This window comes from Psychrobacter sp. LV10R520-6, assembly GCF_900182925.1.
GTDB lineage: Bacteria > Pseudomonadota > Gammaproteobacteria > Pseudomonadales > Moraxellaceae > Psychrobacter.
In genome coordinates, this window is record NZ_LT900024.1 from 1 (window position 1) to 12,311 (window position 12,311).

At 41.0% G+C, this 12,311-nt stretch carries 5 protein-coding genes and 2 pseudogenes; 4 read left to right on the top strand and 3 right to left on the bottom strand.

Going from position 1 to position 12,311, the window contains the following annotated elements; genetic code table 11:
• Positions 1-132 precede the first annotated feature (132 nt).
• A pseudogene (locus U1P77_RS00005) lies at positions 133-865 on the top strand (pyridoxine 5'-phosphate synthase).
• Between the two features lie 106 nt (positions 866-971).
• Here the strand turns inward: U1P77_RS00005 and U1P77_RS00010 are convergent.
• Positions 972-1,529 carry a pilus assembly FimT family protein gene (locus tag U1P77_RS00010; RefSeq protein WP_321156713.1) on the bottom strand — a complete coding sequence of 186 codons (558 nt, stop codon included), beginning with the start codon at positions 1,527-1,529 and terminating at the stop codon, positions 972-974.
• Between the two features lie 684 nt (positions 1,530-2,213).
• Here U1P77_RS00010 and U1P77_RS00015 point away from each other — a divergent pair.
• The gene (locus tag U1P77_RS00015; RefSeq protein ID WP_321155457.1) at positions 2,214-3,395 is read left to right on the top strand and encodes an OmpA family protein; all 1,182 of its coding nucleotides are present in this window, start codon (positions 2,214-2,216) and stop codon (positions 3,393-3,395) included.
• Between the two features lie 352 nt (positions 3,396-3,747).
• Positions 3,748-5,594, top strand: a pseudogene (gene typA / locus U1P77_RS00020) (translational GTPase TypA).
• Between the two features lie 319 nt (positions 5,595-5,913).
• Here typA and U1P77_RS00025 read toward each other — a convergent pair.
• Together U1P77_RS00025 and U1P77_RS00030 are read right to left on the bottom strand one after the other, a co-directional pair.
• On the bottom strand, positions 5,914-6,525 hold the full coding sequence (locus tag U1P77_RS00025; protein WP_321155458.1) for a zinc ribbon domain-containing protein: 612 nt from the start codon (positions 6,523-6,525) through the stop codon (positions 5,914-5,916).
• 117 nt (positions 6,526-6,642) lie between these two features.
• Positions 6,643-9,813, bottom strand: coding sequence for an Eco57I restriction-modification methylase domain-containing protein (locus U1P77_RS00030; RefSeq protein ID WP_321155459.1), 3,171 nt, complete (start codon positions 9,811-9,813; stop codon positions 6,643-6,645).
• A gap of 931 nt (positions 9,814-10,744) precedes the next feature.
• Between U1P77_RS00030 and U1P77_RS00035 the strand changes: the two genes are divergently transcribed.
• Positions 10,745-12,300, top strand: a protein-coding gene (locus U1P77_RS00035; protein ID WP_321155460.1) for an IS3 family transposase whose coding sequence is annotated in 2 segments (ribosomal slippage) — positions 10,745-11,210 and positions 11,210-12,300 — 1,557 coding nt in all. Because the reading frame shifts where the segments join, the coding sequence is not laid out codon by codon here.
• Positions 12,301-12,311 lie beyond the last annotated feature (11 nt).

Below are 12,311 nucleotides of genomic sequence, written 5' to 3' on the forward strand. Positions count from 1 at the left end.
TCGGTAAATCATCTGAATATTACTAAAGGATTTTTTATGGCTATCCCCTCACAAGTATCCTCCTCACAACAAAATGTGACCCAGAAAATCTTCAGCAACAACCTCCAAAAGAATCACTACAAAAAAAACCCCCTGCCACTATTGGGTGTCAATATCGACCATGTGGCGACCTTGCGTCAAGCGCGCGGGGTTAGCTATCCGAGTCCTTTAGCAGCCGCATTATTATGCGAAAAAGCGGGCGCAGACGGTATTACCATTCATCTGCGTGAAGATCGACGTCATATTCAAGATGCGGATGTTTATGAAATCGCCGAGCAGCTGACCACTCGATTGAACTTAGAGATGGCCGCTACGACTGAGATGCTAGCGATTGCCTGTGAAGTGCAACCGTTTTGGGTTTGCTTAGTACCCGAAAAGCGTGCAGAGCTGACCACTGAAGGCGGCCTTGATGTTGCAGGGCAGAAGGTATGGCTGACCGATTATATTAACAAGCTCCACAACGCCGGTATCAAAGTATCGTTATTTATTGACCCTAACGAGACCCAAATCAAAGCAGCTGTTGCCTGTCACGCTGACGCTATTGAGCTGCATACTGGCGCTTATGCAGAAATGGGATTAGCGGGTAATACTGAGGGACAGCGAGCTGAATTACAGCGCATTAAGCAAGCAGTCAGCACCGCACAGCACGCTGCTAATAAACTGTTTGATCAATGCGGGTCACGGTCTGACACGTGATAACGTTAGCGCTATTGCCCAAATTGATGGTATTTATGAGCTTAATATTGGCCATGCACTCATTGCTGACGCAGTATTCGTCGGTTTAGCTCAAGCAGTCACTATGATGAAAGCGGCCATGTATCAGTAAGTCCCAACTCAAGGATACAGTCGGTACACTGTAAAACAGATACAGCTACACGGGTTCATCTACGTATCGCTGCTATTTAGCACTGACTATAGTGTATTGAATATAACTATTCCTTACATCCAGTATCATGAATGCTATTAGGCTTGTACTTGATGATCCCTGATTGATTAAACGATATTTGATACATTTTTTGGTTGTAAGATACGTTTGGGCAGTATTTGATGTGTCCAAAAAACCCGCGTGGCTTACCGCTATCGCCAGCAAATCTCACATAAGAACGGTTGCCAGCGCGCAGATGTAGCGTGGCATACTTAGGGTCTAGTGATTGTGTTTCCAAAAGTGCATCGATATTGGCATCAAAATTATTATTATCGTTATTGTCTATAAATAATAGCAAAGTCTTGTCGCTGTCTCTATGACAAACTCCATTAGTATCAGACAAGCATGCTAGAACGTTTCGGTGTTGAATAAAACTTTCTGCCTTAGCAATGGCAAGGGTATTCTTGATATCGAACCTGATACGTTTGGCTTCCATGTTTGCCAGTTGCGTTACTATAGAGGGAGCAGCGATTGTGGCTACAATCGCCAAAATTGCTACCGTCACGATGAGCTCTACTAAAGTAAAGCCGTATTCGCTACTAAATCTATAGGGATCCTTGTGAATTTTAAGTTTTTTATTGGGTGAGCTGGTTGAGTGACTTTAGGGCGAATACTATAAACACGGTTCACCAATGCTGAACAGACCCGTTTATACTTAGTAAAAACTAACTTAAGTAAGATAAATATAGATGCCTGCTGATTACTCGATATTACTTTAGATAAGATAGCCATAAGCTGTTGTTGCCTATATAAGTAGTGACGTTAAACTGAGTAGTTTGACTTGCCTCTATAGTATTCAGCATAATATTCAATTCTTTAATGCATTAATAGAATTATGTTGGCTGTCACAATATAAACAGAATATATGTCTATTGTCAAAAAATGTTTCAATTAGTGAGTGCTAAGTCTTAACAATAGAGAAATACGTGCACTTGTATTAAACTGCGCACAGACAATAGATATCATTTGGTATATTGTCTATTGCGAATTAGCATTCAAAAGCCAGTAAGCGCAATTTATGTTAGCCCTCAGTAAAATAAGCAAACCATTGTGTTTTAGTTACAACGCTATCGTGTAATAATGTGTAGCCCCTTAGCGAAAAAAGTTGTAAACTTAATTGATAGTCGATAAGCTACTTCCTAATTGGTTTTGTTGTATAATTACAAATTCATAACGGTGTCTGCTTTTAGGTCATCTGGGAAGTGGTCCTGCTTAACGCATCACTCAAATTATCCTTTGGAGGAAGTCCATGAAATTGAATAAAATTGCTCTAGCTTTATTTGCCGTGACCGCTGCGCCACTAGCAGCCAACGCTGGCGTTACTATTAGCCCACTACTACTAGGTTATCACTATAGCGAAGGCGCTGACGATGACCAAGCTGATTTGCTGCAAAACGGTAATGACAGCTATTACAAAGAAGATGGCCTATATACTGGTGCTGCGCTGGGTATCGAATTGACTCCTTCTACTCAGTTTCAAGTAGAGTATGGTGTATCAAACACTGATGCCATCAACCAAGCTGGAACTGACTCTGCTGACGCAGAACAAGAAATGATTTCTGGTAACTTCTTAATTGGTACCGAAGAGTTTACTGGTTATACTGATGGTGCCTTCAAGCCATACATGCTGATCGGTGCTGGTCAATCTAAACTTGAGATCGAAGATTCATCTGGTAATCAAGTTGCAGAGACTACTGACACTATCGGTAACTTAGGTTTAGGTGCTATGTATCGCATCAATAACGCGCTAAGCCTACGTGGTGAAGCCCGTGCGATTCATAACTTCGACAACAACTGGTGGGAAGGCATGGCCTTAGCCGGTCTAGAAGTGGTACTAGGGGGTCATTTAGCACCAACAGTAGCGGTACCACCAATGGTAGAACCAGAAGCTCCAGTAGTTAGTACTCCAATCATTGTTGTTGAATCTGATCTTGATTCTGACGGTGATGGCGTATATGACAGTATGGATGCTTGCCCAGGTACCCCAATGAACGTGGTTGTAGATGAACGCGGTTGCCCAGTACCAGTAGACATTACTGATGAGCTGAAAATGGAACTTCGTGTCTTCTTTGATAACGATAAATCAGCTATCAAAACACAGTATCAGCCTGAGATTGCTAAAGTAGCAGAGAAAATGCGCGAGTATCCTAACTCTACCGCGCGCGTTGAAGGTCATGCCTCTAAAACTGGTCCTTCAGCACGTTACAACCAACGTCTATCTGAAGCTCGTGCCGTTGCTGTAAAATCTATGTTGACTAATGAATTCGGTATTGCACCAAACCGTCTATCAACAATTGGTTACGGTTATGACCGTCCAATCGCTCCAAACGATACTGAAGAAGGTCGTGCTATGAACCGTCGTGTTTATGCCATCATCACTGGTGACAAAACTATGACTGTTGAACAAACTAAAGACATGGTTATCCAGTAAGCAATTGCTTATTAAGTAAAATGTAACCAATAAAGTTACAAAAAAAGCTGCCTTTTAGGTGGCTTTTTTTAATTCATTCGTGCAGATAAATAAGTTATTGCACAAATTTACAGTACAATAATGTTATACTAGCCGCCCAAACACTTTGTAAATTGACAGGGTGTGCATAGCATGGCTAACGGTACGATGGATGTATCGGTATAGATGTTTACTTTTGTTGCTACGACTTATCCACGCGCTCATTGTGGCAGGCGTTTAAGAGCAGAGATAAATTATCTGGCTGATTGACGATTGAAGCTTATCCCAGCGGCGCCTACTGCTACTACATTTTATTAAGACAAACGAGCATTTTATATGGCGAACGACATTAAAACATCTGCGTAATATTGCAATCATTGCCCACGTTGATCATGGTAAAACTACTTTGGTCGATAAGCTGTTACATCAATCTGGTACTTTTGGTGGACCGTGCAGTTGCGGAACGCGCAATGGATTCAGGTGACATTGAGCAAGAGCGTGGCATTACGATTCTTGCCAAAAACACTGCTATTAAATGGCAGCACCCTAAAAAGATATCGAATACCGTATCAACATCGTAGATACCCAGGTCACGCTGACTTTGGTGGTGAAGTTGAACGTGTTATGTCAATGGTTGACTGTGTGCTTTTGGTCGTTGATGCCGTTGATGGGCCCATGCCACAGACCCGATTTGTGACCCAAAAAGCATTTGAGCAAGGCTTAAAACCCATTGTTGTTATTAACAAAATTGACCGTCCTGGTGCCCGTCCTGATTGGGTAATGGATCAGATTTTTGATTTGTTTGATAACCTTGGCGCCACTGATGAGCAGCTAGACTTTCCAGTTGTTTATGCCTCTGCACTGAATGGGGTTGCCGGTTTGGAAGTAGATGATCTTGCTGATGATATGACGCCACTATTTGAAACCATTGTAGATGTTGTACAGCCACCACAGGTTGATGCAGACGCTCCATTCCGTATGCAAATATCCAGCATCGATTACAACAGCTTTGTAGGTGTTATCGGTATTGGCCGCATCCAGCGCGGTAAAGTTAAAACCAATACGCAAGTGACTGTGATCAATAAAGAAGGCGAAACACGCAACGGCCGTATCTTAAAAATTATGGGCTACCATGGTCTTGATCGTATCGAAGTTGACGACGCTCAAGCAGGTGACATTATCTGTATTACAGGTGTTGATGCACTCAATATTTCAGATACTATTTGTGATCCTAGTAATGTTGAAGCTATGCCACCGTTGACCGTTGATGAGCCAACAGTATCGATGAATTTCCAAGTAAATAACTCACCATTCGCAGGTCGTGAAGGTAAGTTTGTGACCTCACGTAATATTCGTGAACGTCTAGAACGTGAGCTGATTCATAACGTAGCATTGCGTGTAGAAGACACAGAGTCACCTGAGAAATTTAAAGTATCAGGCCGTGGTGAGCTACATCTGTCTGTGCTAATCGAAAACATGCGCCGCGAAGGCTACGAGCTTGGCGTATCAGGTCCAGAAGTTATCGTCAAAGAAGTTGATGGTAAGCTGCAAGAACCGTATGAAAACGTTATCTTTGATGTTGAAGAGCAGCATCAAGGTCCAATCATGGAGCAGGTTGGTTTACGTAAGGGTGAGATGACCAACATGGTTCTTGATGGTAAAGGTCGTATGCGTATCGAAGCGACAATACCAGCTCGTGGACTTATTGGCTTCCGTTCTGAGTTTCTAACCTTGACTTCAGGATCTGGTATCTTAACGTCTAGCTTCTCGCATTATGGGCCACAAAAAATCGGTGATGTTGGCGGCCGTGCTAATGGCGTACTAGTCTCTATGGCAAAAGGTACTTGCTTGGGCTTTGCGTTATTTAACCTGCAAAAGCGTGGTAAGTTGTTTGCTGAGCCACAGCTTGAAGTGTATGAGGGTATGATTGTTGGTCTGAACTCACGTAACGATGATATGGCCGTTAACCCAACAACAGCCAAACAGTTAACCAACGTTCGTTCTAGTGGTACTGATGAGGCTTTGACTTTAACGCCTGCGATTAAATTTACACTTGAGCAAGCGCTTGAATTTATTCAAGATGACGAGCTGGTTGAGGTTACGCCAAAATCTATCCGTATTCGTAAACGCTACTTGACTGAAAGTGAGCGTAAACGTCATGGTCGTAAGAAGGGATCTTAATACTTTTTCTTACTGAGAACTGATATTGAAATAAAAAAGGCTAACCATTATGGTTAGCCTTTTTTTGTTGTTAAGCATTTGTTTTAACTAGGTATTAAGTTATAACTATTATTTTTGGTGCCCGCTGTGGTGCCCATCTATTTTATTTTCTGAAGTTGAAATGTTACAAAACTGTCTATTTATAAATAAGCTTAACGTATCGGCTAAGCATAATCGTTCATATTCGCTAACGATCTGTTCATTAAAACTCATACAATACTAATTTGGCCTATGAATTTAATATAACTTTAAAACCATTCAGGGGCAAATAGCACATATATTAAATAATCATCAGTGTTATTAAAAACCCAATACCCAGCCCGCCAGCAAGTGAAGTTCCGCCTTGGGCTGATAGTTGCTGTTTAATTATATTAGGGTCAGAAGATAGTATTTTTATTTTGTTTATCTTTTTTATACTGTGAGTTAAGTAAAAATAATTACCAAGAAAACCTGTTAGGAATAACCATAGCAAACCGTATAGCAAGTTATCAAAACTACTATAACCCTCAAAACCCTTAACATGCATCATGGTTATATCAAACGCTGGTAATAAGGCAGCAAGAAGAAAGGCCATGCCATACATTTTACGGTAGCACAGCCAAACAAATCCTAAAAAGAAACCTGCTAGGTTAAAACTATATATTTCAAAACCTTTTTTCTTATCTAGGCTTGGCGTACGACCTTTAAACCATTTCTCGCGGTAATACCCATAATATTTGTCACCCACGAAAGTATTTAATAAGTCATCGGCACTATTAGTTTGTGAGTTGAGAGGCGGTGGACTAGCATATTGATTACTGGTTGATAGTGTGTTTTCGATTAAACCTTTTCCACATTCCGTACAAAAATTACTATTACTTTGGTTATTATGACCACAATTACTACAAAACATCTCAATTCTCAATTATCAAAGTTGTCGTATTCTAGATAAGAGTATTCTAATTGTTCATGGTCCAATAGTGGCAAACCATAGTTCTTATACTTGCCACCATACTTTCTTACCAGCTTGCTACTTAACTTCTGCTTCTATCAAAGCAATCTCATCAGCGGTTAAATTGAACAGCTTATAAACTTCCTGATTTAGTTCATCTTCAAGCAATTTTACTTTTGCCTGTAGCTCTTGGCGCTTGGTTTGCTCTGACTCAAAATAATCTTGCCAGTCGTTTCTTTCAGCCAGCGATATACTACCTTTAAAGGCTTTCTTAATCTCTGATTGCAGACCAGAAAAGTCTAGCTCCCACCAGTTTGTTAGCTTCTTATTTAGCTTAAATACACCTTGGTCTGGTACTAAGTCTTCAATACGGCGAGCAAAACTCGTTTCGCATTTATACCTAGCTTCCGTTGTAACTTGGCAATTAATGGCTATTGTGGAGATAATTTCATCTTTAGGCTTAGCTGGTATTGGTAGAGTTTCAATATATTGAACTCTCACCTCATAATATCCCCCTCTAACGAAAGGACAAATAGATTTGATAAAGAACCAAATAACATTACTGTTTAATAACCCATAAAGGTAATAATCATCCGTCGGGATTATGTAGCTTTTATCATTTGAAAAGTCACCATCTTTGTTCATGTGAAAAAGTGGCTCAGAACAAAAATGTGCATATTGAATCTTTGTACCTTCAAAAGAAGGTTTATAGGCAAGTTGTGCTTGTTGAAGTTCAAACCACTCTTGTTTCGTTGCACGTTTCTCTAGTCTATCCTTATATACTGTTAGCCATGTCTTAATAGCAGGATAGTCCTCTATATCTATCTCGTTCTTAGGTATGTATATAATGTAAAGCTTTCTTGATTGATTGTGCCATTTTTTTAAATCTTTTCCTTCTAGGAATGGCTTTAACAAATCGGCAGAACTTGGATGTTCAGCAACGAGCTTTTTCTTTACTTCGTCTGGAATAACAAAGGCATCATTACATCCCGTTTTTATACCATATTGAGGTGAGCCGTAAGTCTGTGAAAGTGTCAAAGAATTGGCCTGTAGCTTTTCTAATAACGTGAAGCTCTTAAGGTCTTGAAGCTGCCACCCTTGATCCGTTAATTGATTTTGATACATCTCGTTAGCATCATTTTTAAAACTTAACTCTAGATTGTCTGGGACGCACTCTGTCAAATCTAAGAAGCTAATCACGTTGTTTTCTTTATCCAAAATTTTCTTTACAACTAAGATTGCTGGATAGGTTGTTACCCCTTCAAAAATTTGCAAATCGTTAAAATTAACGATTTTTTCTATGCTAAAGCTTTCTAATAAAAAGTCTCTTAGCCGCTTGCCAGAACCTGTTTTGAAAAACGTTGAGTTTGAAATATAAGCCATCTTGCCTTCTGGCTTCAGTATTTTGTAACCTAGCTCAAAGAAATAGCCATATAAATCGAGTCTATCCGACGCCACTATATACTTATTCTCTAGCCAAGGTTTTATGTCTTTTAGCAGCTCCATTCTTACATAGGGTGGGTTACCAAGCACAACATCAAACCCACCTTCAGCAAATATCTGTGGAAAAGCGGTTTGCCAAGAGAATGTATTACCTGGTACGGGTTCATCAAAACCAAGACTGTTACCAGCAATAAAGTTGGCATCTAGGGACTCTAAGGGCTTGCCTCTTTCGGCTGTTTTAAGCCATAGAGAAAGCTTGGTTATCTCTATTGATTCTTCGTTTATGTCTACGCCAAATAGATTGTTGTTCAATATCTCTTTATTCAGGTCTAACACACTGCGTTGACCTGTCAGCTCTGCAAGCTTTTCATTTATTTTTTCATATTCAATGTGGAGGTAATCAAAGGCAGCCACCATAAATGCACCCGAGCCAACAGCTGGATCAACGATTTTGATGGTCATTAGCTTTTCTTGCCATTCATACCAAAAACGCTGCTCTACCTTACTACCTCTCTTCCATTGGATAGTTCCATCAGGTTTGTATTTACCGTATTCAGAAAAGATTAAATCAAACTGTTCGTCTATATAATCACCTAACGTATTGGCAACAATGAACTGTGTAATGTTGTCTGGCGTATAAACGACACCGTCTTTTTTACGCTTGCCAGTAACGGAGGTTGCTTTGCTCTTGGTGTTCGGTAGTACACCAGCAGCAATTGATTCTGTCAGCACTTCTAAATCAGCAATGGATTGCTCGAAAATATGCCCCAGTATCGTTACCGAAACTTCTGAATCAAAGTCATACTCAGCTAAATTCTTAAACCCTTCGCAAAGCTCATTGCTAATAATCAGGTTATCTAGCTCATCATCTTTTGCAAAAAGTCCGCCGTTATAGGCAGGGATATTTAGTGCGGCGTTACCTTTATCAACTGAGTTAAATAAACCAATAAAATTCTGATAAGTAGGACGTGGGTTATAAGGGTCTTGGTGTTCATAGGCTTTCTTAATACTGTTATCAGGTATCAATCCTTTATCTTCTGCAAAGGATATAAATAGAATACGGTCTAATAGCTTCTGTGCTGGCTGTATGAGTTCTTCAGGCGTTTGGGTGGGGTTATCAGTTATCATGTGTGACAGCATATTCTCACGCAATTGCTTATAGTCTGCGTAAAGCTTGTCACTGATGTCTTTATCAGCACTGTTACTTTCTTTAAGCAATTCTTCAGTGTTTCCTGACAGAAAGCTTTTAGCATTAAGTAGCAGATGAAATTTGGCGTATTCAGCTGGGTCGAGTAGGTCTTTAAAAAAGAACCGTTCATAAACTAGGCTGGTTTCGCTGATAGCGTATAAGCGCAATTCTACATAGTTAGAAAGCAATACCCACTTAACGCCTTTGATGTCTCTAGCGTATTCATAAGCTTGCTGTACTGGCGTTTTGTGGCGGCCTGACATGATTGCATCTAGGTTTTTAGTGCCTGCGCCTTTTAATTCAAAAGGTGCTATCACGGTATTTTTTAAATTATCTTTTTCTCCCATAAAGCTACCTAGGGCTAAATCAACACGGCCTCTAGCAACAGGGTATTCTCTAGCAATAGTATAAGTATCTGCTTCGCCAACTTCAGTGTAACCCAACACCTTACACATGATTTGTTGTGTGAACGCTCCCTGAACCTGAACTTCATTGAGATTATTAAACGTGCCTGAATTTATCTGATTTATCCAATTCTGAATCACATCCTTATGAGCTTCGGGTATGGTTGGGGATTTTATATAATTGGCTAAAGTTTTATTATTAAATAGGCTCATTTTTTCTCTAATCTTCCCTATGGATGTTTATGTAGTGTAACGCAAAGGTAAACGAATGACTTTAGAAAATAGAATTTAACTACTGATCTTAACTATCGTATTAAATAATGCTAGAAGTATTCATAACTGTCATGATTGACGGCAAGGTTCGTTAATGCATTAACAAGTCAGTTAGTTAGTTAAGCGACAAACTTTTACAGCTTGTCTGTCTTATGATACTTGTCGATAAACCAAGTTTAACCATCGCTCTAGTTTGCATATAATTATCAATATTGATCAATTAATCACTATCAAAAGGCATTCACTTTTACAGTAGGAATCAGTGCGATCTTGATTCCTTCGGATTCTCTGATTCCACCTGTATACCTATATATGTCTGAACTTGGTAGATATCTGAACTTGGAATCAAAACCAAAATGAGGTGGTTTTGATTCCACTTTTCCACGCTTTGCCTCTGGTTTGATTCCAAATTTTCTGCTATTTCTTACCCATCAATTTTTCCGGTTTTTTGTTTCCTTCAGATGTTCTGTTTTCATGTTTTCATGTTTTTACCTACATATGCCTCATTTGGAAGCAAAATCAAAACAGGGCTTTTTTGCTTCCATGCTTCCATCTTTTGCTTTTATTATCATAAGCTTAGCTTGGAAGCAAAATCAGAAAGGGGTCGTTTTGTTTCCTGTTTCCTTTGTTTTTAGCCTATTCTGTTTCCAATTTATCGTAATGGATAGTGCCAGTAATATTTAGGGCTGTCGTGACTGGCTGGCAAGGATGATCATACCAGCCAGCCATAAAAAAGATAGACGTTTAATACCTGCGTTTTAGAACAGTGAATTAACGGGGGTGACAACTATCCTGCCATAGGGGGCCCCCTATGGCAGGATAGTTGTCACCCCTAAAAAAACAATCCAAATGGGGGCATCAAGGACTCATCATGCCACGCTATAGTGAAGAACGTAAACAGGCGATATTAAACAAACTACAACCACCCTTGAACCTATCCATCGCCGAAGTCTCAAGAAATGAAGGCATTGGGCTACAAACTTTGTATAATTGGCGCAACCAAGCCCGACAACAAGGTCAGCCCATGCCTGGAAACAAGAGAACCCCCAATGACTGGTCAAGCGCGACCAAACTTGCCACCGTCATTGAAACCGGCAGTCTAAGCGAAGCCGAACTCAGTGAATACTGCCGCCGTAAAGGACTCTATAGCGAACAAATCAAAGCGTGGCGTAGCGACGCCCTAAAAGGCTTTAGTAGCAGCAAACAACAAAGCCTTAAAGATAAGCGTCAACAGCAGACGGATCGCAAACACATCAAACAGCTACAACGCGAGCTTGCCCGAAAAGAGAAAGCGTTGGCTGAAACCGCCGCTTTACTGGTGCTCAGAAAAAAGTTGGATGCGTTTTGGGAGGAGCACGAGGACGACTGACCTTGCTGCCAGAGCGCAAACAATATCTAGCGTGGATACAAGACGCGAATCAGTCAGGTGCTAGAATTAACCTTGCCTGTGAAGAGGTTGGAATTAGCTTACGTACCTATCGGCGCTGGTACCGCGCGGGTCAGGTGAGCTGGGACAAGCGATTAGATGCCATACGTCCCGTACCGAAGAACAAGCTAAGCGCGTCTGAGCAAGCCGCGATCATTGCCGTGTGTAACCTGCCACGCTTTGCAAGCTTGCCGCCCACCCAGATTGTACCGACACTGCTTGATGAGGGGTTGTATTATGGTTCAGAGTCCACTTTTTACCGGGTACTTAAGCAACACCAACAACTCAATCATCGAGGTCGCAGTCTTGCCCCTCGAGTATCAAAGGCACCAAAGACCTTCACGGCGACAGGACCCTGCCAAGTGTTCTGCTGGGACATCACTTATTTGCCAAGCCCTGTTCGCGGGCAGTTTTATTATCTGTACATGATTGAGGATGTGTATAGCCGTAAGATTGTCGGTTGGGAAGTGCATGATCACGAGTCAGGAACACTGGCAGCCGAGCTGCTACAGCGTACGTTAATCAGTGAAAATGCGCTACACACGGGTGTGGTATTACACTCAGACAATGGCGCACCCATGAAAGCACAAACCATGCGTATGAAAGCGTATGAGCTTGGTGTGGTTACTTCTTATAGTAGACCGAGGGTAAGTAATGATAATCCGTTTGCAGAGTCGCTGTTTAAAACCTGTAAGTATCGCCCTAATTGGCCAACACAAGGCTTTGAAAGCCTGAATGATGCAAGACGATGGGTACTTACATTCACTCGCTGGTATAATTATGAGCATAAGCACAGTCAGCTTCGCTTTGTGACCCCCAATCAGCGCCACACGGGTGAAGATGTTGAGATATTAGCTCAGCGTAAGATGACGATGGATCTCGCTAAAGCTGAAAACCCTATACGTTGGGGCTCAAAAGAGGTTAGAAACTGCTCACCAGTTGGGCCGACGACATTGAACCCAGTAAAAGAGCAGAAACAGGATAAATTAAAAGCCGCTTAAACCGGCTTATG

Excerpts from the sequence above, each read along its gene's own strand:
- U1P77_RS00025 (WP_321155458.1), bottom strand. The coding sequence starts at position 6,525 with ATGTTTTGTAGTAATTGTGGTCATAATAACCAAAGTAATAGTAATTTT.
- U1P77_RS00015 (WP_321155457.1), top strand. The coding sequence starts at position 2,214 with ATGAAATTGAATAAAATTGCTCTAGCTTTATTTGCCGTGACCGCTGCG.
- U1P77_RS00030 (WP_321155459.1), bottom strand. The coding sequence starts at position 9,813 with ATGAGCCTATTTAATAATAAAACTTTAGCCAATTATATAAAATCCCCA.